At 36.4% G+C, this 23,319-nt stretch carries 18 protein-coding genes, 1 tRNA gene and 1 pseudogene; 8 read left to right on the forward strand and 12 right to left on the reverse strand.

Annotated elements, in window-relative coordinates; all coding sequences use genetic code 11:
• Positions 1-21 precede the first annotated feature (21 nt).
• The 4 genes from ACKC4Y_RS01610 to ACKC4Y_RS01625 all read right to left on the reverse strand — a co-directional run bounded on the left by ACKC4Y_RS01610 (position 22) and on the right by ACKC4Y_RS01625 (position 3,048).
• Positions 22-402 carry a hypothetical protein gene (locus ACKC4Y_RS01610; protein WP_409361673.1) on the reverse strand — a complete coding sequence of 127 codons (381 nt, stop codon included), beginning with the start codon at positions 400-402 and terminating at the stop codon, positions 22-24.
• Between the two features lie 227 nt (positions 403-629).
• Positions 630-983 (reverse strand): hypothetical protein, encoded by a 354-nt coding sequence (locus ACKC4Y_RS01615; RefSeq protein WP_409361674.1) that lies wholly within the window; start codon positions 981-983, stop codon positions 630-632.
• 192 nt (positions 984-1,175) lie between these two features.
• Complete coding sequence (locus tag ACKC4Y_RS01620) at positions 1,176-1,529, reverse strand: hypothetical protein (RefSeq protein ID WP_409361675.1); 354 nt, start codon at positions 1,527-1,529, stop codon at positions 1,176-1,178.
• Between the two features lie 817 nt (positions 1,530-2,346).
• Positions 2,347-3,048: an HAD family hydrolase gene (locus ACKC4Y_RS01625; RefSeq protein WP_409361676.1), complete on the reverse strand. Its 702-nt coding sequence runs from the start codon at positions 3,046-3,048 to the stop codon at positions 2,347-2,349.
• Positions 3,049-3,399: 351 nt separating this feature from the next.
• Here ACKC4Y_RS01625 and ACKC4Y_RS01630 point away from each other — a divergent pair, with 351 nt between their 5' ends.
• Positions 3,400-4,536: a site-specific DNA-methyltransferase gene (locus ACKC4Y_RS01630; RefSeq protein ID WP_409361677.1), complete on the forward strand. Its 1,137-nt coding sequence runs from the start codon at positions 3,400-3,402 to the stop codon at positions 4,534-4,536.
• A 271-nt stretch (positions 4,537-4,807) separates the two neighbouring features.
• On the opposite strand, the gene mutY is transcribed toward ACKC4Y_RS01630, so the two are convergent.
• Positions 4,808-5,866 (reverse strand): A/G-specific adenine glycosylase, encoded by a 1,059-nt coding sequence (mutY, locus tag ACKC4Y_RS01635; RefSeq protein ID WP_409361678.1) that lies wholly within the window; start codon positions 5,864-5,866, stop codon positions 4,808-4,810.
• A 212-nt stretch (positions 5,867-6,078) separates the two neighbouring features.
• Here mutY and ACKC4Y_RS01640 point away from each other — a divergent pair, with 212 nt between their 5' ends.
• The 3 genes from ACKC4Y_RS01640 to ppdK all read left to right on the forward strand — a co-directional run bounded on the left by ACKC4Y_RS01640 (position 6,079) and on the right by ppdK (position 10,152).
• Entirely contained in the window at positions 6,079-6,579 is a 501-nt protein-coding gene (locus ACKC4Y_RS01640; protein WP_409361679.1) for a DUF721 domain-containing protein, read from the forward strand.
• 85 nt (positions 6,580-6,664) lie between these two features.
• Entirely contained in the window at positions 6,665-7,321 is a 657-nt protein-coding gene (locus ACKC4Y_RS01645; RefSeq protein ID WP_409361680.1) for a DsbA family protein, read from the forward strand.
• Between the two features lie 158 nt (positions 7,322-7,479).
• Positions 7,480-10,152: a pyruvate, phosphate dikinase gene (ppdK, locus tag ACKC4Y_RS01650; RefSeq protein WP_409361681.1), complete on the forward strand. Its 2,673-nt coding sequence runs from the start codon at positions 7,480-7,482 to the stop codon at positions 10,150-10,152.
• Positions 10,153-10,678: 526 nt separating this feature from the next.
• Here ppdK and ACKC4Y_RS01655 read toward each other — a convergent pair.
• Positions 10,679-11,524, reverse strand: a complete 846-nt coding sequence (locus tag ACKC4Y_RS01655; protein WP_409361682.1) for a peptidoglycan-binding domain-containing protein — start codon at positions 11,522-11,524, stop codon at positions 10,679-10,681.
• A gap of 1,388 nt (positions 11,525-12,912) precedes the next feature.
• On the opposite strand from ACKC4Y_RS01655, the gene ACKC4Y_RS01660 reads away from it, so the two are divergent.
• Both ACKC4Y_RS01660 and ACKC4Y_RS01665 read left to right on the forward strand, forming a co-directional pair.
• Positions 12,913-13,269, forward strand: a complete 357-nt coding sequence (locus ACKC4Y_RS01660) for a DUF5330 domain-containing protein (RefSeq protein WP_409361683.1) — start codon at positions 12,913-12,915, stop codon at positions 13,267-13,269.
• A gap of 141 nt (positions 13,270-13,410) precedes the next feature.
• Positions 13,411-13,821 (forward strand): SufE family protein, encoded by a 411-nt coding sequence (locus tag ACKC4Y_RS01665; RefSeq protein WP_409361684.1) that lies wholly within the window; start codon positions 13,411-13,413, stop codon positions 13,819-13,821.
• Positions 13,822-13,926: 105 nt separating this feature from the next.
• On the opposite strand, the gene ACKC4Y_RS01670 is transcribed toward ACKC4Y_RS01665, so the two are convergent.
• Entirely contained in the window at positions 13,927-14,364 is a 438-nt protein-coding gene (locus tag ACKC4Y_RS01670) for a MucR family transcriptional regulator (RefSeq protein ID WP_409361685.1), read from the reverse strand.
• Between the two features lie 923 nt (positions 14,365-15,287).
• Here ACKC4Y_RS01670 and ACKC4Y_RS01675 point away from each other — a divergent pair.
• Positions 15,288-17,381 carry a S9 family peptidase gene (locus tag ACKC4Y_RS01675; protein WP_409361686.1) on the forward strand — a complete coding sequence of 698 codons (2,094 nt, stop codon included), beginning with the start codon at positions 15,288-15,290 and terminating at the stop codon, positions 17,379-17,381.
• Positions 17,382-17,463: 82 nt separating this feature from the next.
• Here the strand turns inward: ACKC4Y_RS01675 and ACKC4Y_RS01680 are convergent, their stop codons facing one another.
• Positions 17,464-18,066: a superoxide dismutase gene (locus ACKC4Y_RS01680; RefSeq protein ID WP_409361687.1), complete on the reverse strand. Its 603-nt coding sequence runs from the start codon at positions 18,064-18,066 to the stop codon at positions 17,464-17,466.
• 910 nt (positions 18,067-18,976) lie between these two features.
• Here ACKC4Y_RS01680 and ACKC4Y_RS01685 point away from each other — a divergent pair.
• Positions 18,977-19,051 (forward strand) — tRNA-Gln (locus tag ACKC4Y_RS01685).
• Between the two features lie 1,059 nt (positions 19,052-20,110).
• Here the strand turns inward: ACKC4Y_RS01685 and ACKC4Y_RS01690 are convergent.
• The 4 genes and pseudogenes from ACKC4Y_RS01690 to ACKC4Y_RS01705 all read right to left on the reverse strand — a co-directional run bounded on the left by ACKC4Y_RS01690 (position 20,111) and on the right by ACKC4Y_RS01705 (position 23,229).
• Positions 20,111-20,512, reverse strand: a pseudogene (locus tag ACKC4Y_RS01690) (toxin-activating lysine-acyltransferase).
• A 65-nt stretch (positions 20,513-20,577) separates the two neighbouring features.
• A complete protein-coding gene (locus ACKC4Y_RS01695) occupies positions 20,578-20,946 on the reverse strand; it encodes an HlyD family efflux transporter periplasmic adaptor subunit (RefSeq protein WP_409361688.1) in 369 nt (122 codons plus the stop codon).
• Positions 20,874-21,902: a biotin/lipoyl-binding protein gene (locus ACKC4Y_RS01700; RefSeq protein WP_409361689.1), complete on the reverse strand. Its 1,029-nt coding sequence runs from the start codon at positions 21,900-21,902 to the stop codon at positions 20,874-20,876. The genes ACKC4Y_RS01695 and ACKC4Y_RS01700 overlap by 73 nt, the downstream gene beginning before the upstream one ends.
• Positions 21,892-23,229 carry a peptidase domain-containing ABC transporter gene (locus tag ACKC4Y_RS01705; protein WP_409361690.1) on the reverse strand — a complete coding sequence of 446 codons (1,338 nt, stop codon included), beginning with the start codon at positions 23,227-23,229 and terminating at the stop codon, positions 21,892-21,894. Before ACKC4Y_RS01705 ends, ACKC4Y_RS01700 begins: the two co-directional genes overlap by 11 nt.
• Between the last annotated feature and the right edge of the window lie 90 nt (positions 23,230-23,319).

The raw sequence follows: 23,319 nt of genomic DNA on the forward strand, positions 1-23,319 counted from the left end.
TTGTTTTAAATTATTTGAGAATTAGTTAGCTTTTTTAGTTATTTTTATTTTACCTATTGCCCATCCGATTATTCCAGTAAATAAGCCTAGAATAGATCCAGTCAAGAAGCCGAAACCTAGAGCACCTGCTGTAGTGAAGAATCCTAATGTAATAGGCTCAAAGACCTTCTCAATTTTTCCTCCAGTAAGAGCCTCATTTTCTGATCCATAGTTTAAACTTGGAAGATAGAGAGCAGCCATACTGATTGCTTTCTTCTTGTCTTGCTTTACTACGGAAACAGAAATCTCCTCTTTTTGAGGGCTGTTTTTTAAATGATATGCATTGACATTCACAATTTGTGAAAGAGAAAAAATAATCGCTATAAAAACACTGAACACATGATTTTTAAATATTTTTACCAAAATTTTACCTCCAATTTTCTATTTTTAGTTCAATAAGAAAACGCATAGACAAGTCCGTAAATACACAGAGAGAGACATAGGTATCTAAAGATGCTTTTTCTCATGGTCGTATAGTTCACTCTGTGTTTTATTTATAAAATAAACACAGAGTGCAGTTGTAAATCGTATTTTATATTGCAAATTTTATTCTACGAATTTCCAGTATTTGAATGCAAAATTGTTGAGTGTTATTGTTTTATTGCGGCTCTGATGATACTAATTAACCATCCAAAGAATAGCCCCACAGCAGTTGATGCGTAGCCAATTGCCACTCCGAGACCAAAAATCCCTATTGAAACGGGCTCAAGGACCTTTTCAAATTTTCCTTCGACGGGAGTCTCATGTTCCACTCCATATTTTAAACTTGGAAAGTAGAGAGCCGCCGTATAAATTGCCTTCTTTTTTGTCTGCTCTATTACAGAAACATCTTCTCGTTGTGAGTTAGTGCTCAAATGATTTGCATGAACATTTACAATTTGTGAAAGAAAAAAAGCAACTACTATAAAAAAATTTAAGATATAATTTTTAAACAATTTTGTCATAATTTTACCTCAAATACTTTCTAACTTCTAATACCAGCAGGTGAATGCATCCGTATAATAAGTGAATATAGAGGATAGGATTTATCTATATTTACTGTTATAGAAATAGATAATTACTTTGTTATGTTGTTTTAGATTATTGTTTTAAATACATAATAAATCCATCTTTTAGATATTTAGAGTCAATGGTTTTTATTTAAACATTGATACGATGTCCCTTATCCATCCTATTATTGAACTTATGAAGCTTATTGCATATCCAGCAAACATAAAACCCATTCCTATTGTGATGGGATCAGCTACCTTTTCAATTTTTCCTTCAATGGGAGTTCCATTTTTTGCCCCATAGTTTATCTCCGGAACATAAAGAGTTTTTGTGGCAACTGCTTTAGATGTTACATTTGCTACTTGTTTCATTACACAATCAGCATCTTCTTTTTGAAGATTGTTTCTCAAGTAATTTGCATGAACACTTACAATTTGTGAAAGAAAAAAAGCAGATACTATAAAAATGTTTAATGCATATTTTTTAAATACTTTGACCATAATTTTTACCTCAAATATCTTCTATTTTTTGTTAATATGTAATAGACGAGTTAACCTTTAGATACTTAGTAATTAAAACAAGATAAATACAAACCGTATCATTAGATCGTACAACATTTACATATATACTTCATTATGAGTTTACAGTCAATAATAAAATATTTACATTATGTGTATTTGTTAAATTAACATAATATATTTGTATGTTATAGTTTATTTACTACATGTATGTTAGGAAATTTACTGAAGATATTTATTTATTTAAAACGATATAATTTGCAAAAAATCTGTTTTTTAAATTAGCAATTAGATGAGTTTATAAGAGAGAGGCAAGCTAGCTTGGATAGAGAAGGATTTTTATTTTGTTATTATGGTCTATATTTTTTTGTTACATAAAATCAATTACAGAATGCCTCGTATGAGGAGAGTTTAGTATTGAAAAGTAATGTAGTAGTGAATAATAAAAAAATCGTCATTATCAGCTATAAAAAATTTGTAATTTTTATTTCAAAATTTTGAAGAGATAAATAATGGATGCTCTGCTTATTGTAAAATAGAGTGTAAGGAATGGAAATGAAAACTGTAATAGGCTGATTACCAATAGCTTCTTTAAACAAACTAGATTTATTGGTGGAGTTTTATCCATAATAATAGTCGTTTAGCTTATATGCCCTAAAGCCCATATTTATTATATTCGATTGTTGTGTTTATTCTTGTCCTTATCTATTGAAAAAAAGGGCATGGTTTATTCCTAAATATATCAATTTTATATTTTGTTATGATACGAAGAAAAATGGATAGATCTCCAAGAGAGTTTTTATGATAAATCGCGCCATACTGCCATTGCTTCTAAAACTTCTAGCAAATGGGTATGTTTGGCGATAACCGTTTCAGCACCAGCCTCTGCAAGTGCATGAGAGTGTCCAAGATAACTATGTGATCCTCCAGTAAAGCCGATGACGCGCATGCCCGCTGCAGATGCAGCATGTACGCCATGAATTGAATCCTCTATAACAATAGTATTTGTTGGCTTTGCATGTAATTGTTGTGCGGCAAAAAGAAAAACATCAGGAGCTGGTTTAGTTTTTTTCGTTCCAACTTCAGGAGCAGAAAATATTTTATCTTTATCATCAAAAAAATCATAAAGATTAACGGCCGAGAGCATTTCTTTTATATATACGCTCTTTGCATTAGAGCAGATACAGTAGGGATAGCGAGTTTGAATGATTTCTATTGCTTCTCTTACACCATCAAGAGCACGTAGGTCGGTTTTTATTTGTGCTCGAAAAAGATTTGACATTTGATCTATGAGATGAGCAGAAATTGGTTTTCCTGTTTCTTGTTCAACTTTTTTAAGAATATCAAGAAAAATTAGTCCTGCGTAACGCTGACTTAATTCTTCGGGTGATATTTCATATCCTGTTTGTTTAAGTAGTTGAGATCCAATTTTTGCTGCGAGATATTCAGAATCTACCAGAACTCCATCACAATCAAAAATAATGAGATCTATTTGAGGCATGAGACATTCCTTTACGTGTTACTTATTTTCTTGAGCAATTACCTAAAAATGCTATTGATAAGACTTATTTCATAAAAATATACTTCAAAAATAATTCCTATTGTTTTGATGCACCAAAGAATATGTGCACAGTGCATAGAAGGAAAGAAAAATAAATCTTTATCAATAAAAATTTCTTTATTCTTCTTATAAAGAGCAAAAACAAATATAAATTTTGCAGAAATGAGTATCAATTTTGAAGAAATTTAACGATCCATTTACTCTATTTTGTAAATATAGCTTGGTAATGCGGGCCTATAAACCATTTTGATTGATTATAGGGCAAATTCAGTTCATTTCGTTGGGTTTTCTATGACAGTTGTTCAGCTTCAAAAAGATTTCATTCATACTCCCTTACAGATGCCATGGCACAATAAAATCTTCAAGGGGGATTGTGTCGCAGTACTGGAGAAACTTCCCAAACATTCAGTTGATATGATTTTTGCGGATCCTCCTTATAATTTACAATTAGATGGTGCTTTATACCGTCCAGATCATTCGCTTGTTGATGGGGTTGATGATGCGTGGGATCAATTTGAAAGTTTTGCTGCTTATGATGCTTTTACGCGTGCATGGCTTCTTGCTTGTCGTCGTGTATTGAAACCCAACGGGACGATTTGGGTTATAGGATCTTATCATAATATTTTTCGGGTTGGTACGGCATTACAAGACCTAGGTTTTTGGATGTTGAATGATATCATTTGGCGTAAAAATAATCCCATGCCTAATTTTCGAGGACGCCGCTTTCAAAATGCTCATGAGACACTTATTTGGGCTGTTCGAGATCAAAAGGATAAAAAATATACATTTAATTATGATGCTTTAAAAGCTGCGAATGAAGATCTACAAATGCGTTCAGATTGGCTTTTTCCTCTCTGCACTGGAGCTGAACGTTTGAAAGATGAAGCAGGTCATAAATTACATCCAACACAAAAGCCACAAGCGTTATTAGCCCGTATTATTATGGCTTCTAGTAAGCCTGGTGATGTTATTCTTGATCCGTTTTTTGGTTCGGGGACGACAGGCGCTGTTGCAAAACTTTTGGGGCGTGATTTTGTGGGGATTGAACGTGAGCAAGACTACATTGATGCGGCATGTGAGAGGATTGCTGCGGTTAAACCTTTAGACAAACCAGAATTGGCAATTTTGGATAAGAAAAAAGCAGAACCGCGTGTAGCATTCAACAGTTTACTTGAAGCAGGATTACTCCATCCTGGAGAAGTTCTTTATGATCGCAAGAAGCAAGTATCTGCTATTGTAAGAGCTGATGGTACGATCATGCATGGTGGTGAAGCCGGTTCTATTCATGCAATGGGGCGAAAAGCTCAAGATTCACAAAGCTGTAATGGTTGGACTTTTTGGTATTATGAGGAAAATGGGCAGCTGAAACCCATAGATGATTTAAGAATGATAATACGTTCACAGATGTTAAAAACTGGAGTCCTCTGAAGTACTAAGCTGACAGCAGCATTATATGAATCAGTTTTCAATGTTGCATTCTTATACTCAGACGATTGATAAAGAGGAACATTTACTTTCTTTTTAACATTTTTGTCTGCATACAAATTCCGCTTGTGATGTGCAGGTGAATGTTTTTGATGATTCATCATAACAGGGGCAGAAATGAGAAATTTTCATTATATTCGAGATTTTCATTGCGTTTTATGAAAAATAAAACATGAAATGTTGCATATTAAACTAAAAAATTCATTTATGAGGGTTATTTGGATCTAAAAGAATTGGGAATCGCTAGGGCAATGGCTTTTTTCATAACAGTGGGAAGAGCTTCTTCGGCAAGACGATGAATGTCGCACCACCAGCCATTTTTACGCTTCATGTCGTGAATACCACTTATATAGTAAACGTTAAGTTTCAAAGAAAAATGGGTAAAAACGTGCGTAATTTGCCCTTTGAGTTGCCAATCGGCAGAAAAGGGTGCATTTTGGAGTCCATTTTGATCATTTATCCCGATATTATTAGGGATTTGGGTCATTCCACCGAGTAGTTTTTTATCCAGCCGTTTTTCTAGATAAATTTGCCTATTTTCATTAAGGACAACAAAAGCAGTACCAATTTTTAAGGGACGTTCTTTCTTAGGGGCTTTGATTGGAAAGTCCTCTGTTATTTGCATCTTTTCTGCTTTGCACGAACTTTGAAGAGGGCAGAGATAACAGGATGGTTTACGTGGTGTACAGATGGTTGCTCCAAGGTCCATCATTGCTTGAGCAAAGTCGCCGGGGCGATTTAAAGCGGTAATTTCTAGTGTTTTTTCTTTGATTTCAGCTTTTGCTTTTGGCAATGCTGAAGCGATAGCAAATAAGCGGGTTACTACGCGTTCTACGTTACTATCAACAACTGCTACAGGATGGTTAAAAGCAATTGCGGCAATAGCTGCAGCAGTGTAATCTCCGATACCCGAGAGAGTTCGCAATGCTTTTACAGACTGTGGAAATTGTCCTCCGTAATTTTCCACAAGTTGTCTGGCACAATTTTTAAGGTTACGTGCACGTGAATAATAGCCCAGCCCAGCCCACGCTTTCAAGATATCATCTTGAGAGGCTTTTTCTAAAGAAGAGAGATCAGGCCAAAGTTTCAGAAATTTTTTAAAATAAGGCTTAACAGCTCCGACAGTTGTTTGTTGAAGCATAACTTCAGAGAGCCAAACGCGATAGGGATCAGGGCGGATGCCTTGCATTTGTTCTTTAGGGGTAATACGCCATGGTAAATGCCTGTGGTTTTGATCATACCAAGAAAGAAGGCGCGAAGAAATTTCATGCATGCTTTTTGTCAACCACAGGAAGATATAAAATGCAAAAGAAAAAACGCATTTATTTTGCATTTTATGGTTTGTTGTCATTCATTTATTATGGAACTTTTTGTTAGGTAAATATTTGTTTTGTCGATATTTGATTCATTTTTAAGGGTAATAATTCTTAGATAAAAGAAAAAATTGTTATAATAGAGTAAATGTTTTTATGATGATTTAGAAAAATGAGCAAACAATTACAAAAGTGCCATTTTTATTCTCTTTCTGAGACGGCATCCAAAATACTTGATCCGGTTTTACGCAAGCGGACAGGACTTAATGTGGCACTTATAGAACATTGGTCACAGATTGTAGGCCATGACATCAGTGAATATGCAATGCCACTCAAAATTATTTGGAAACGTCGCGTAGATCAAGATGAGATTTTCCAACCTGCAACACTTGTTGTAGCTTGTGAAGGGTTTGCTGCATTAAAATTGATGCATGAAACAGAGGAACTTCTTCACAGAATTAATGTTTTTTTTGGGTATGTTGCTCTTGATCGCATTAAAATTGAGCAAAAGCGCGTCGCTGTTTTTAACGATCCCTTGCCGACAAAGTTTGCCCTAGGGGAAAAAGATAAAAAATACGTGGAAAAAATGCTTGAGGGCATTGAAGATGAAAGTTTATGCCAATCACTTTATGAACTTGGCTGTTGCATTTTGGTAGAAAAAAATAATAAATAGAGCAAGGTATTTTATATATTTTTTGTTAGTATATGAAAGGGTTCTGGGTTCTTATTCGTTTAATTACAACAGAAAAGTATTATTTATGATAAACTGTCGTTCCTTTTTGTCTTTCGCGGTAATTTTTGCCTTAATGATAACTGTACAAATCAGTGCAACAACAACTTTCGCTGGTGAAGTTAAACCAGTTTCAACTGTTGATATGGCCAAGCTCCTTCAATCGGGTAAGGTTAAGGATAGAGTTGAGGGAGAGGAGAATGCACCAGTAACAATTGTTGAATATGCTTCGTTGACGTGTATGCATTGTGCGCATTTTTATAATGATGTACTTCCTCAAATTCGTAAAAAATATATCAAAACGGGAAAAGTAAAACTTATTTTCCGAGATTTTGCTTTTGATCCTCGGGCAACGGCAGGCTTTATGTTAGCACGGTGTGTACCAGAAGATCGCTATTTTCCTTTGATAGAGGTTTTATTTCAAAAACAAAATGAGTGGGTTTGGGAGAAAGACGCTCTAACACCGTTAAAGAAAATTGGCTTTATGGCAGGTTTTACTGATGAAAGTTTTAAGGCTTGCTTGAAAAATCAGTCCATTTTAGATGAAGTAAATGCATCTTATGAACGTGGTAAAGAGCTTGGTGTCACAGCAACACCGACATTCTTTATTAATGGTAATAAGTATGAAGGTGTTATGTCAGTAGAATCCTTCTTTTCGGTGATTGATAGTTTTCTTAAAAACTAAATCTTTTCTTTAAGAAGATGAGTATTGATATTTATGGTTGTGTCCTTCTTTCCAAGGGGAGTAGGTTTTACACATTTCTGTAGCAATATTTTCTTTGGTTTAGCCAATTTTGACCGGATCAAATGATATTTTGATTCTGATATGGGAGGATTTGTACGATGACAAAATGGGTTTATAGTTTTGGCGATGGCAATGCGGAAGGAAGTGCAAGTGAGCACAATCTTCTCGGTGGCAAAGGAGCTAATTTGGCAGAAATGAGTAATCTTGGTCTGCCTGTACCTCCTGGATTTACTCTTACGACAGAAGTTTGTAATTTTTATTACGCACATGGCAAGTCATATCCGAAAGAATTACAGGGAGTTGTTAAACAAGCGCTTAAGCAGATTGGTGAACAAACAGGGCGTGAATTTGGTAATGAAAAAAGGCCACTTTTACTTTCTGTTCGTTCAGGTGCTAGAGCTTCTATGCCAGGGATGATGGATACAGTACTTAACCTTGGTATGAATGATGAGACTGTAAAAGCAATTGCTTTACAAGCCAATAATGAGCGCTTTGCTTATGACAGTTATCGTCGTTTTATTCAAATGTACTCTAATGTGGTTCTGGGATTAGATCATTCGTATTTTGAAGAAATTCTTGATGATGCAAAAGTACGCAATGGTTATGCTATCGATACAGAAATGACAGCGGCTGATTGGAAAGATGTTATTATTTCTTATAAAGCATACGTTGAAGAAAAGTTAGGGAAACCTTTTCCGCAAGATCCTGAACAACAATTGTGGGGAGCAATTGGAGCGGTTTTTTCAAGTTGGATGACAGCACGCGCAGTCACTTATCGTCGTTTACATGATATTCCTGAAAGTTGGGGAACAGCAGTGAATGTACAAGCGATGGTGTTTGGCAATATGGGTGAGGATTCAGCAACGGGCGTTGCTTTTACCCGCAATCCATCAACAGGTGAGAAAGAACTTTATGGCGAGTTTTTAGTGAATGCGCAAGGTGAAGATGTTGTGGCAGGCATTCGAACTCCTCAAAATATCACAGAAAATGCGCGTATTGTTGCAGGTTCAAATAAACCATCCTTGGAAAAAATTATGCCGGAGGCTTTTTTGAGGTTGTGTCAGATCGCACAGAAGCTTGAACAGCATTATCGTGATATGCAAGATCTCGAATTTACAATTGAAAAGGGTAAATTGTGGATGTTGCAAACTCGTTCGGGAAAACGAACGGCACGTGCGGCTCTAAAAATGGCTATTGAAATGGTTGAGGAGGGGTTGATAAACCAAGAAGAGGCGGTAATGCGAATTGATGCAAAATCGCTAGACCAACTTCTCCATCCCACGCTTGATCCCAAGGCAGCTCGTTTTGTTATTGCTCGTGGTTTACCTGCCTCTCCGGGGGCGGCAACTGGTGAAATTGTTTTTACTTCGGAAGAGGCAGAAACAGCAGCAACAGAAGGGCGCAAAGTGATTTTGGTACGCATAGAGACAAGTCCAGAAGATATTCATGGTATGCACGCAGCAGAAGGAATTTTAACGACGCGCGGTGGCATGACAAGTCACGCTGCTGTTGTAGCACGTGGTATGGGAAAACCGTGTATTTCTGGTGCAGGGAGTGTACGGATTGATTATAACACAAACACGATGTTTGTTTCAGGACAAAGCTTTAAAAAAGGCGATGTCATTACAATTGATGGTAGTGGTGGAGAAATTTTTAAAGGGAAGGTTGCGATGTTGCAACCTGAGCTTTGCGGAGATTTTGCAAAATTGATGGAGTGGGCTGATGGGATGCGGCGTCTTAGAGTTCGCGCCAATGCTGAGACACCGTCTGATGCACGTATGGGGCGTTCCTTTGGGGCTGAAGGTATTGGTCTATGCCGTACCGAGCACATGTTTTTTTCTGGGGATCGTATTGTCGCTATGCGTGAAATGATTTTAAGTAATGATGAAAGCGGGCGTCGTAAAGCACTGGATAAGCTTTTGCCAATGCAGCGCTCAGACTTTGCTGAATTATTTGAAATTATGTCTGGTCTGCCTGTTACTATCCGCTTGTTAGATCCTCCACTTCATGAATTTCTACCTAAAACCGATGCAGAAATTCTTGATGTTGCAAAGGTGATGGGAGTTTCTGCTGAAGTGCTTGCTGAACGCGCGCAGCAGTTGCACGAATTTAATCCTATGCTTGGGTTAAGAGGATGCCGTTTGGCTATTACTTATCCTGAAATTGTAGAAATGCAAGCGCGAGCAATTTTTGAAGCAGCAGCAGAAGCTGCTCAAAAATCTGGGTCCCCTGTTATGCTTGAAATTATGGTGCCACTTGTTGCACTTAAATCTGAGCTAGATTTTGTAAAAGCACATATTGATCAGGTTGCTTGTGAGGTGATAAAGGAAAAGGGAAGCGCTATTCAGTACATGGTTGGGACTATGATTGAGCTTCCAAGAGCGGCTCTTCGAGCGGATGAAATTGCAGAAACTGCAGAATTTTTTTCATTTGGAACAAATGATCTGACGCAAACCACTTTTGGTATTTCACGGGATGATGCTGCTCCCTTTTTAGCAACGTATTTTCAAAAAGGACTTTTGGAACAAGATCCTTTCGTATCTATTGACCGTGATGGAGTAGGAGAGCTTATTGCCATTGCTACACAGCGTGGACGCTCAAAGCGTGCAAAAATTAAATTAGGAATTTGTGGTGAACACGGAGGAGATCCTACTTCTATTACTTTGTGTGAAGAGAATGGACTAGATTATGTTTCATGTTCTCCTTTCCGAGTACCAATTGCGCGCTTAGCAGCAGCTCAGTCAGCAATTGCAAAAAGGCGTAAAGGATAAAATATTTTAGGCTCCTATGCTATGCTAAATAAATTATTGTGGGTTATTCATGTAAAATATTGATTTATAATGATAACTCATCGTTTTGCATATTGCATTAAGAGTCCTGCTTTCGTAAGCTTTCCTCATTTCGGATCTGTGTGTGTTAAATCAAACTAAACCATTTTCTTGCACATCAAAAGCGAGGTTGGTGTGTGAGTAAAAACACTGAAAGATAGGAATAAAATGCCTCTTATGAATCGTCTAAATCAAGGGCTTCGGTAGCTATTGAGGGTTGGCAAATAGTATGATGGTACCAATTTGCTTCTTTATAAGCGTAAAGAGGGTGGTGTACAATGGCTTTTAAATTACATCATTTATTTCCTTCATTAAAAGAAAAAGAAAGCTTTTTGTAATACACGATGGGTTGTATATTTGAGAGAAAGAGAAAGCATGACTTTGATAAGTCTATGAGAAAAAATATAAAGCGGGATAGCGCATGATCTACATGCTTTCAGTGTTTACTTTATAAGATAAGCGATTGTCTTCAATTCAACAAACCAACTTCACGCATTTTCATCAAAACTGTATGATTGATCTTACCCGTTATGGGAAGATCAAACATTTTTTGAAACTCTTTTAAGGCTTCATTCGTCTTTTGGTCTTCTACGCCTGTGATAATGACGTCCCTGTTACCAAAAATACGTAAAGCTTTTTGTACTTGTATAATATCTGCAACAGAAGGCTCTAAAATAATTTCTTTTGAGTGAGGCATGTTGCTAGTCTTGCTTGTCTCATTTGCCATCTCCATTTCACTACGCTCAATTAATATTGCAATTTCATCTGTTATGGGATTTGGTAAAACACTGTTTGATCTTCTGTCAGCAGTTTGTTGTTTCCATAGTGCTATGGCACGACGCGTTTTAGGCCCCTCTAATCCATCTAAAGGACCATCATAAAGCCCTAGTTTTGCAAGCTTTTTTTGTATGTTCAGTGTGCTTTCTGTCAGAGAACTCGAAGATGAATTTTTGTGTAAGTGATTCGGACGCGGCACAGAAGTAATACGTGTATTTTCTTGAAATTTTGCTTTTTGAGAGGATAAAATGGAATTTTGTTTTATATTTGGAACGGATGTGAATTTCATTTGAGGAAATACATCTTGATGCATTGTTATTTGCGAAAATAAAGCGTTGAATGAAACAAATCCAAAAGTAATGATAAAAAGAATAGATCCGACAAAAAACAAAGTATTTTTGCGTGTATAGAAATAAATTAGTCTTGCTATCCAAAAAATAAAACGACCGATTATAAGAAGGGTTTTTATAACAATACTACTATAGTGCTTATGCTGTTTTTTTGCTTTTGTTCTGCGTGTCTTTGGGTTTTTTTTCATTATTTTTATTTTTTAATTCCAAATTACGGTTATTTCTTACATGGAAATAAACAGAAATTATACACAATTTTCAATTGTAAGAAGATGCATCTACGTTGTTATTCTCTAACTGTTAAAATTTCTAAAATAAATACAATCGCAATATCCAAAGTGTCATTTATAAATCAACAACAGCCTTTATCCACTTCTCTCACTTTCATTATCGTATTCTCTACGATCATCTAAATGACAGTGTATGCATCATTTATTACATCTTTTTTGCACATATCTTTGATAGCATTTGAAATGAAGTTGAGACAGCCTATAATGCTGGAAAGTTGATGGCAGTATCTTTCTTCTTTCAAATGTGAGCATACTTGAACTTACGTATACGTGTAAGCCGCGGTGTGAGCGTAATTGCTACAATATCGCACCATCTGCTGATATAAATCCATTCTACTAATATTTGATAAATTTCGTAAACTTTAGCTGACGTTATTTAAAAAAAATATCTGCAAGATAAGTAAATAGCCTTTATTCGCTTCTCAATTTTATATTGTTGATCTGTAGCAGTAGAAAGTGGTAACAAGCGCTACAAATATTTTAGTTTTTGCTTATTACCATAGTTATTATCTTATTGTTTTTCTCTATCATAGTATACTCGCTTTTATTATATTGTGATAAAATATTATGATAAAATCTCAAGCCAACATGTTTTTAACGACTCTTCTTTGACTGTGCAAATCTGATATTAAGTTGCTAGTTTCTGTATCCTCAATAAGTTTTGAGGTGAAAGATAAAATGGTACTAACGTCTCATTTGTAAAGAACAGGCATGTTAGCATGGAGAAGTATGACATCAAGGTATGTGGAGTAACAAAAGATTTTACCTTCATTGAGGATAACTTTCCGCGATATGCGTGAGGGTTTAAAACCATCCTCATCGTTTTGTTGGAGGCATTTATGGTATTTTAACAGTGGAGAGAAGAGATGAGGAAGTAAAATTGTATCTCTGTCCTTCTTTTATGCATAAACAAGAAAACACTGTAAAATGATGATTAAAACCTTTAAAAAGAACACCATCCTATCGAAAGTTCTTTCTAATAAACCCAACCACTTCGAATATATTTTCTGGCATTGAATAAAAAAGTCTCTTTTTTATGGGATTATTCGTCTATGCTTCAATTTCTCTTTGGATTGGGGAGATAGGGGCATAAATTCTAACAAAAGAGGATGCGTTTCGCCTATGCACAGCTGCATTATGTGATTATTATAACAGAGTTAATGAGACAAATTTGATACATGAATATTCAATTTCATAAAAAACGAATTTTATAAATTTTTTATCAATAAAAAGAGCATAAGCTATTGCTTTTGTTCCTATTTTAACTGTAGTATACATGTCTGCCCATGATACGTTTTTTAATAAAATTATCATTTTTTTTGTTTTTTGTTTTTGTTGTTATTTCATTCTTTGCAGCAAAGCCAAGTAGCAATCATTTTTCTACTGAAAAAGATAGTCAGACAACCACGAGTGATGTTATGACTGCTTTTAAAGAAACTCTAAATGATTTAGGAACATTCTGTGAACGCAATATAGAAGCCTGCAAAGTTGGAAAATCTTTTCTCAGTTCGCTTAGTGAACGCGCACGTTATGGTGCAACAGCAGCTTACGAATATCTCGGAACTATATTAGCTGACAAAAATATGTCTCAACTCGAAAACACTTCTCCCGAGGTGGAGGCACAAAAATCCACACAGAAATAGAATCATCTTACACTCCTTTGAAATAAAAGTTTTTAATGCGCACTATTAGTTTATGCTAAGAGGGATGAACACTTACTCTGTTAACAAAATGCATGAAAATGATCATAAAAAACAAAACAAGATACAGACAGGACTGAGGTTATGGCGGAAACGATCGATGATATTATAGAAAACTTTTCTCTTCTCGATAACTGGGAAGATCGTTACCATTATGTAATTGAACTTGGCCGCGAATTACCGCCTTTTCCAGAAAGTGCCCGCAACGATGCCCACAAAGTTCCTGGTTGTGTGAGCCAAGTGTGGCTTTTATCTTTACGTGATAATTCCGAAAATCCCACATTAACATTTCAAGGTGATTCTGATGCCCATATTGTGCGTGGTCTCATCTACATTCTTCTCGCTTTCTATTCAGGAAAAAAAGCTTCTGAAATTCGCAATGCCGACGCTGAAGGGCTCTTTAAAACCCTTGGTTTAAACGAAAATCTCACACCACAACGATCAAATGGTCTTAAATCAATGATCGAACGGATTCGTAATGAGAGTTATGTGTAAGAATAAAACCCTTGTAGCAAAAATTATACAAAACTTTTACAGAAAAACACACTTTCTAAAAAGCACTTTTACATATCGGAGGCATCACCTTTTTAAAAAATGTGTTTACTTAGTTTTCTTGCGTTTGCTTTTGCGTCCAAGCCCCATTTCTTTCGCTAAAGCTGAGCGTGCCTTTGCATAATTCGGTGCAACCATAGGATAAGAACTGTCCAATTGCCACTTTTCACGATATTCTTCTGGCAACATTCCATAATGTGTCATGAGATGACGCTTCAAAGATTTAAATTTTTTCCCGTCTTCAAGGCAGATGAGATAATCGGGAAAGATTGAACGTTTTGGGTTAACGGCAGGTCTTGGCTTTTCGACTTCGACTTCTGTCAACTCTACGTTCCCTGCTTTACGAAAAGCAGCATGAACATCAGCAATCAAACTTGGCACTTCAGTCGGTCGGATTGAATTATTACTTACGTATGCAGCAACAATATCAGCAACTAATGTAATAACTAAATTGCTTTCAGTCTCTAAGACTGGACGATGTTCCATTCTTTTTTCCTTTAAGTTAAAATTGAGATATCATTGGCACTCATACTCCAATACAGAGATCCCATGCACGTAGGTTTCATATTGTACAAAAATCTTTTTTGTCAATTCAATTATTCTATAAAATCGCCAAAACACAAAAAAATCAAATAAATACCTACTTTTTGTCATAATATAGGAGAGGAATAAAAAACTTCTTTCCTGTTGAAATATAGTCCTTTTCGATAAAATAGCATCCATGAAAATAAAATATATCATAAATATAAAAAATAATATAGAATGAATTTATTTATTTTACAGAGCATAGATATAAAACCATTAAATTTAAAATATAATATATAAAATAAATACTTTGTTTTATATATTAGTAAAATTACAGTTTATTTTTTATCTTATTAAATTAATTATGCATTATTATAAGATAATATTTTATAAACGTAATAAAAATGATTAAATTATTTTTAATTTTAAAATAAAATACGATGAATATACAAAATATTAAGTTCTAAGAAAGAGACGCAGAATACGATAGAACGATAAATACTAGATAATATACAATCACATATCAGTATGGCACTTAAGAAGGTTTTCCTCCCAAAATTTATAATACCTATATTCTAAATACATTTCCATTACTAAAGTAAATTTTATTGTGTATATCCAGAAATCATTTCTCTTGTTTAACAAAAAATTCAATTCCGCTACCAAAAAGTCTAATTTTCTTAACTTTTCTATCAAAGTGGCGTTATCTTCGTAAAAGGAAATACTTATGATATGTACTAAAAACAAAGTGCATAGGGAATTGGGAATGTACTGCAATTATATGTTTATAAATGAGCGGGACTTATAGATTTGCACATTTGCATAAGTGGTGTATTTTTAACATATAAACGAAATCATTAACATATTTTAGTATAGGATCGTATATGTCCAGCTCTTCTATCCTCCCACCCAAAGCATCCAAAATCGTTTATAAAGATATGCACCACGGTATTTGTCGCGACGATCCTTATCACTGGCTGCGGGCATCTAATTGGCAAGATGTTTTTAAAAATCCAAGCTGTCTTGATGAGAAGATTAGGAATCATCTTGAAAAAGAAAATGCCTATCAGGCTGCTCAAATGGCTGATACAAAGCCATTACAAGATTTTCTTTTTGCAGAAATGAAAAGTCGCCTCCTAGAAGATGATAGTTCGGTTCCTGTAAAACATGGCCCTTTTGCTTATGGATTTTCTTATGTTACTGGAGGACAGCAACCACATTATTTTCGTACCTCAAGGAATGGAGGAGAAAAAAACGTGTACCTGAATGGTGATGCTTTGGCTGAAGGTAAGGAATATTTCAATTTTGGTTCAGTTCAAGAATCTCCTGATCATACACATGTTGTATGGACCTATGATGACAAAGGATCAGAATTTTACAAAGCTAAAATTCGCAATTTAGAGACATTGTCTGACTATACGGAGACACTTACTGATACATCCGGACAGATTGTGTGGGATGCTAAATCTGAAGGTTTTTTCTATACGAAGATGGATGAAAACCACCGTCCTTCGGAGCTTTATTATCACCGTTTAAACACTGAACAATCGCAAGATAAGCTCATTTTTCGTGAAGATAATCCAGGTTTTTTTTTACACGTAAATGGTTCTAAGCTTAATGACATTATTTATATTAACATTCATGATCATGAAACGTCAGAAATTTGGCTGATCTCTGCTGAAGCGCCGTTTACAGCTCCTCAATGTGTACGGAAGCGACAAAAAGGTATTGAATATTCTCTTACAGAAGGTGGTGATGTCTTTTATATTCTTACCAATTTAGATAACGCAAAAGACTTCAAAATTATGATAGCGCCATACACATCTCCACAGTCGGAAAATTGGTCTGAGCTTGTACCACACCAGCTTGGATGCTTGATACTATCCCATGATGCTTATCAAGATTTTCTTATCTGGCTTGAACGCTTTGAAGGGCTTCCTCGTATAAAAGTAATGGAGCGTACTACCCAACAAATTCATTCCATTTCTTTTACAGAAGAAGCATATTCCTTAGGACTACAAGGTGCGGCAGAATATGATAGCCAAACCATTCGCTTTTCCTATTCATCTATGACAACACCTGATCAAGTTTTTGACTATGAGATAAAAAGTCGCAAACGAATTCTCTTAAAAACGCAAACAATTCCCTCGGGACATAATAAAGATGACTATGTGACACGACGTATTATGGCAACTGCAGAAGATGGTGAGAAAATTCCTATCTCACTTTTTTATCATAAAGCGACCGCTCTAAATGGCAGTGCGCCTTGTCTTCTCTACGGTTATGGTGCCTACGGCATCTCCATTCCTGCCAGTTTCAATAGCAATGTGCTTTCTTTGGTTAATAGAGGTTTTATTTATGCCATTGCACATATTCGTGGAGGGAAAGAAAAAGGAGTCTCATGGTATGAAAAAGGAAAGCACCTCTTTAAATACAACACCTTTACAGATTTTATTGCTTGTGGACGCTACCTTGTAAACAATAAATTCACTGCTCATGACAGACTTATCGCCCATGGTGGTTCGGCAGGAGGAATGTTGATGGGTGCTATAGCAAATATAGCTCCACAGGATTTTGCAGGGATCGTAGCGAATGTGCCTTTTGTTGATGTCTTAACAACCATGTTAGATGATTCTCTGCCTCTAACACCTCCAGAATGGCCTGAATGGGGAAATCCTCTTGAATCACAAGAAGATTATAATCTTATAGCCTCTTATTCGCCCTATGATAACGTTAAAGCACAAAAATACCCCTCTATCCTTGCGATTGCAGGGTTAACTGATCCTCGTGTAACTTACTGGGAGCCTGCAAAATGGGTGGCAAAATTGCGCGACTTAAAAACGGATGAGAATGCAATTTTATTACGCATTAATATGGATTCAGGTCATGCAGGGGCGGCAGGGCGTTTTTCAAAGTTGGAAGAAATCGCGTATATTTACGCATATATCCTAAAAATAGCGGGAAAGAATTTCTGTTAACTTGAATTTATTCCTTCTCATTGGCTCCGCAGCTCGATGAATTACGGAGACAATGATACAATATCAAAATTACGCAAACAGCTTAAAGTGTACAATCTTCATAAAGTTTTAAAACGTAGTCCCAATTAATTAAGTTATCCACAAAAGCTTCAAGATACTTCGGGCGCGCATTGCGATAGTCAATGTAATAGGAATGTTCCCACACATCAACGCCCAGAATAGGTTGAGCATCATGGACCAAAGGATTTTCACCATTGGGGGTTTTCATAATTTCAAGTTTGCCCTCTTTAACAGCGACCCATGCCCATCCAGAACCAAATTGGGCGCCAGCAGCAGCAATAAAATCTGCACGGAATTTATCGTACCCGCCCAGATCAGATTGAATAGCTTTTGCTAACTTGTCAGGTAGTTTTTGACCACCACCACCTTTTTTCATCCAATGCCAAAAATGATTATGATTGTAGTATTGGGCTGCGTTATTAAACAAACCAATATTCTGTCCAAAGCTGTTTTTAACAATATTTTCAAGGCTTTCATTTTCTAAGCCTAAATCTTTCACAAAATTGTTGGTATTGGTAAGATAAGCAAGGTGATGCTTATCATGGTGATATTCAAGCGTTTCGCGTGACATATAAGGTGAAAGGGAATCATAGTCATAAGGCAACTCGGCCAATTCAAAAGCCATCTAAAAATCTCCTCGATTCTAATTGTTAAGCTCACTCCACAAATCTAATTTGCCATTTACAGCGTTTAAAAGCAAACATTGAGTATTGTGGGGATCAATTTAATTTTAATGATTATCTCTTCATAAAGTTGCTTCTTCTGGATATACATTCTTAATCAATCAAAATATTATGGATTTATATAATTCTGTTCCAGCAGAAACTTATAGACTCTTCATCTAACAAAGAGTAAAAAATTCTCTTTTAAGGAATAAAAAGTAACTTATAATAGCCTTTATTTGGTGTATATATCCCTTAAAATATTTCTTCAACATTCAATATTATGCGAATTTTCACCTATTTTTGCAAAGGTTTTATTATCCTATGCGTTACTAAGTCGGTCATAGTTTTTATCAAAGTTTTTTCAAAGGAGTAGAAGCGACTTTCTTTCGTAGATACCATTGATTTTTTTTACAAATCCACAACCTTTCATAAGCTGAGTATAATTGACATTCTACACGTATGAGCCCAAAATTGGATTTTCTATGATGATCTAATACGTTCATGATGTATTCTTTCATTTGAAGAGTTTGGGTTTGAATGCGTTAAGAAAAGACGCTATAATGAGCTATAACTGATGCTGATTGTTAAAGACGTCAAAAATACAAATTCAATTTTTTCTGTCAGGGGAAAATGGAATGAGAAGATAAAATGACAAAATATAAAAAATGCAAAATAATGAATAGCTAAGCAGTTCTTGTTTTAGATGTATAAAGTAAGTACAAGTTTTTGTTACGAATTTTACATCAATGTGACACGAATAAGACTTGAAAACTTTATGATGAAAAAATAAGAGCTTTGATTTTCAGATATTGCACACCCTCACGGGAATCGCTATAAGGTACGCGAGTGGATGTGGGGAGGTTCTTCTTTTGGGGTATAGCCAAGCGGTAAGGCACCGGTTTTTGGTACCGGCATTCCCTGGTTCGAATCCAGGTACCCCAGCCAATCCTTCATAAAATCGATAGTTATATAAAAGCCTGAGAATCTTAGAATCTTTGTTCAATTCATTTATTTTCTATCATTCCTGAGGCTTTTTGTCGTTCTTTAACTGTTTTTATTGCTAATTGCTTTATATTTATAACTGACAGAGAACCAGCTTTTGTTTTAGAGGTGTGAATAAGTACAAATTTTTGTTACGAATTTTGCATCCTATCAGCTCTTTTAGGAACAGTGTCTATTGTCTTAGGTTAAGCCGAAAAGCGTTTTGAGTGTCAAACGTCGTTCCTACATTGATGGATGAACAGTTACTCACTTTCTAATTAATCTCCGTGCTGTTGTTTAGTTTCCGCTGTATTTGTTTTGCACTCCAATAGGATTTTATAAAACAAAACAGTTGCACCAATTCAATCTTACTATGGAGCAACACCCTTAAGGGTGGTTTACTCATCTTCACCGCATTGTTTCTAAACTTTTGTTCTTGTCTTTTATTTTTTAAAATTCTCAGTACCGGTATCGGGTTTGTTAATATTTTGCACCTCATGCATACGGTTTAGATTCCGCTATTTCATCAAGTCTTTTGATCGTTTTGAATGGAGAGACCTATCATAATATGTGTCAATGTCATTTTCAATATTTTCGACCGAAAAGGTTTTCTTTATCATAATGATGATTATCTAGGGAGCTTACTTTGCTGCTTAAAAACTTTAAGTGGTAAGATGATAAGTATCCATTTTACGTATGAAAATGCTTTGGCAATGGTTTAAATAACCGCTAAAATAGCGATGAGATGAAAGATGGCTTGTGCTATGCGGAAATAAAAATAGCTTTAAAATTTGTTCTTTGGGTCTTAAAAGGCATAATCCATCCGCCAGAGTGTTCATAATCATTCATATCGAGCTGTTACGCTAAAAATATTATCTGTAGGAGCGCCTTTGGACAGTGTAACCAGCTTGACCATAAGTAAACATCCCCCCGAAAAATTGGTTTTCGGAAAATTTATTTATCAGAGGGTATGGGAGAGGGAGATCCCCAAAGATTCATTTTCAATGTGTTTACAAAAGTTACTCAAATGGATTTTTTTGCTCTATAGCAACACCAGCGAGTGATTTTCCGTATCCCACCATCTTCATTACGTCGAACAGCGTAGCAATAATGCTGATTAGGAAATACATGCCGCTGCATGTCACGTACCATACCAGCAGCATGTCCATAGGGTGCCACACAATCAATAAACCACATATATTCTCCGCCTTACCAATCCGCATCGGATAAAAATTCTCCCTTTTCAAGCATAGATTGATGATTGTTTTCATCTAAAAAAGCCCAAATGATAAAGGCACAAAATTCTCCACGTTCATTTTTATAGAGTTTATATTGCTCAGTTCGTAAGGCGGGTCCTATATTGAATTCGATATCCCAAATTCGCCAGCGGTGGTATAAGGGAGATGTAAGCATTAAAACCATCATAGCTCCTAACGCTGTAAGAGGATCTATGAGTGATGGTGAAGGATTTTCATTCACACACTTAATCTTTATCTTTCCTTTAGAGATTGTTCTAAAACTTTGGTAATAGGTTCAAAAAAATAAAAAATGAGACGCCGTTTTGAGGTAATGACATCAGTTGTCACAGTCATGCCAGGGATAAATTTAAGTTGTTTGTTATTCAAAGTGATGTGATTTTGGTCAATTTTGATTAAAACAGCGTAGACACCATTAATTTCTTTATCATAGCGCGCTGTAGCGCCTACATTAACGACTGTACCGTGGATAACACCGAAACGTTCAGGCGGAAAGGCAGAAAACTTGATGTAAGCACGTTGGCCCTTTTCTAAAAAACCAATATCTCGATTATCAAAAAACGCTTCGACAATGAGTCCGCCTGCACCAGGTATAATGCGCATGAGCGTTTTCCAGCTTCTACAAAGCCGCCCAAAGTATGGATACTTAAATCATCGATACGCCCATCAACAGGTGCATAAAGTGATAAGTGGTCAAGACGGTATTGAGTGCTATCAAGCTTTGCTTTTAATCTTTGAAGGTTCAGTTCTGTTTCACGCGAAAGTTGGCGATAGTGGGCGATTTTATCGGAAATAAGACTTTGCCGTTGTTGGCGGAGGGTGTTTATTTCGGCGGCGTTTTCTTCTAGGCGTCTTTGATTGGTTAAAATTTCATGCTCGACATTTTTAAAGTCATGTAAACGCTCTAAATAAACGGTTTGGCTAATGACTTTTGTTTCCATCAGGCTTTTTGCAGCTTTTAATTTTCCTTGGCTTAATTGACGATCATCTTCTAATCTATCTAATTGCGCATGTTGTGTTGCACCGCTGCGCTCGACGCGGTCCTCCTGTGCTTTTAGCGCTCTTAATTTATCTTGGAGAGATTGAATGGTAGTGCTAATGAGTTTTTCCCCTTCTATTCTTGCAGTCTTATTGCCAGAAGGAGGAACTGGCAGATAGGCAAGCCCTTTGGTCACAAAATCTTTATCCAAAGGATCACTTTCATGCAAAGCTGTTAAAATAGCTGTTGCGATTTGTGCTTGAAGGGTTTGTTGCGCGATATCTGCTTGAACACGTGCGCGCTCATTGAGGGCTTCACGGGGATCTAATTGAATAAGAAGATCGCCTTGATGAACAAATTGCCCTTCTTTTACAAGGATTTTCTCAATGCGTCCTGTATTTTGCGCTTGGACCAGCTGAACGTAAGCGGTAGGAATAACACTTCCTTGTCCCCGTGCAACAATCTCTGTTTTTGCGATAAAGCTGCCGATCACAATAAAGAGAAATAAAGCAATTAAAACGGCAACAACCATATGAAGCGTTGGTGACAAAGGGCGCAAATAGGGAGCTTTATCTGCCATTTTTTGCCTCCAAATCAGTAAAGTTTAAGACGGTTGCATGCTGAGGAAAGAGATCACGTTTGTGGGTAATAACGAGAACAATACGTTCTTGCGAAAGTTTATATAAATGCTCAACAATTTGTGCACTGACAGTGTCATCCAATGCGGAAGTAGGTTCATCTAAAATAAGAAGGCTTGGGTTTATCAGAAAGAAACAAGCTAAAGCCAAGCGTTGGCGCTGACCACCTGATAAAAAACCACCTTGCTCTCCTACTTGAGTATTAAGTCCTAGAGGCAACTGAGCAATCAAATCATGGCAAGCACTAACATATAGTGCAGCATCGATTTCATCTTTAGTGGCATCTGGTTTGGCAAGAAGCATATTCTCAAGAATGGTTCCGGAAAAAAGGCAAGGATTTTGAGGAAAATACGCGATTGTTTCACGCACGCTACGGACATCAAAATTCTGTAAAGGTTGGGCATTAATCAATATCTTCCCGCTTGTTGGGGGGTAGAGTCCACAAAGGAGCTTCGCCAAGGTTGTTTTTCCGTACCCTGAAGGACCAAGTAACATAATTGGTTGCCCAGGTTGTAAACAGACATCAAGATGATTGATAATGGACTTATCTCCATAAGAAAAACAGAGATCGTTGGCTTCAAGATGAGGAGGAGCGCTGAGTTGAAGAGGCGGTTTTTCTTCTTCCCATTCTGAAGGAGAGTTAAGAATATCGCCCAAACGAAGACGAGAGATTTTCAAATGCTGCCATTCTTCCCATAGGGATGCAAGGCTTAAGATAGGACCAGAAACATTTCCAGCGAGGAGATGAAAGGCAATAAGTTGCCCTAGCGTAATCTGGTTTTGAAGAACTGCCTGAGCACCAAAAAAGATAATAAAAATAGTGAAAAGATCACCAAAAATATGGCTCATGGCTCCATTGAGAAGATGCAATTTACTGGTCGTAAGGCTTTGATCTAAACTGCGGGCTAAAGTTTCTTGCATGCGTATTGTATGGGCTGGCTCCTTTACATGCGCTTTTATGGCTTCAAGATTGGTAAAACTTTCAATGAGGCGCGATTGATGGGCAGCTTGCAGAGTGAAAGCACGGCGTAATTGGCGGCGCAAGAAGGGACCGACCAACGCTAAAGAACCCATTTGCAAGGGTAAAATAATAAGGACAATAAAGGTAAGTTTGGGACTAATGGAAAAGAGTGCAGCAAGATAAATAATGGCGAAGAGAACATTCAGTACGGTTATGGCGATGGTTCCTGTTAAAAAACCGCGAATTGTATCAACCTCTCCGTTTCGCGTGAACAGTTCCCCCACTTGCCAAGTGCGTAAAATAGGCAAGGAAAGGCTTAACACATGGGTGTAAACGCGATGTCCAAATTTAGAGACAGCCGATTTGCTAAAGAAGCTTCTAAATAATCCGAGAGAGAG

This window comes from Bartonella heixiaziensis (genome assembly GCF_046245125.2).
Lineage (GTDB): Bacteria > Pseudomonadota > Alphaproteobacteria > Rhizobiales > Rhizobiaceae > Bartonella > Bartonella heixiaziensis.